This is a genomic window from Tritonibacter sp. SIMBA_163, from assembly GCF_046535935.1.
Classification (GTDB): domain Bacteria; phylum Pseudomonadota; class Alphaproteobacteria; order Rhodobacterales; family Rhodobacteraceae; genus Epibacterium; species Epibacterium scottomollicae.
In genome coordinates this window covers 1-238 of record NZ_JAWJBP010001275.1, presented here as the reverse complement: position 1 = coordinate 238, position 238 = coordinate 1, and the positions used below count along the sequence as shown (strand labels likewise).

Below are 238 nucleotides of genomic sequence, written 5' to 3'. Positions count from 1 at the left end.
GGGTGCCACGCGCACGCGCCGGGTCGGGCGCGGCGCGGCGCTCGGGGGGAAGCATGGTCAGCACCGGGCGCGCTCCGCCTTTGTCCAGCAGGGGCGGAATGTCCGCACAATCTGCCGCACCGTCGTAGTTCGAGCTTGCGCTTAAAAGCGGGTAGCCGGTCTTGCACGGGGCCTCATGCACGCGCTGAGCGGCTTGGGCAAAGGCCGGGTTGGCCAACGTGGGCACAAGGCAGCCGAT

General features: G+C 70.2%; 1 pseudogene. It reads right to left on the bottom strand.

The annotated features are described in order from the left end of the window. A pseudogene (locus R0J92_RS26405) lies at positions 1-238 on the bottom strand (LacI family transcriptional regulator); the annotation flags it as partial.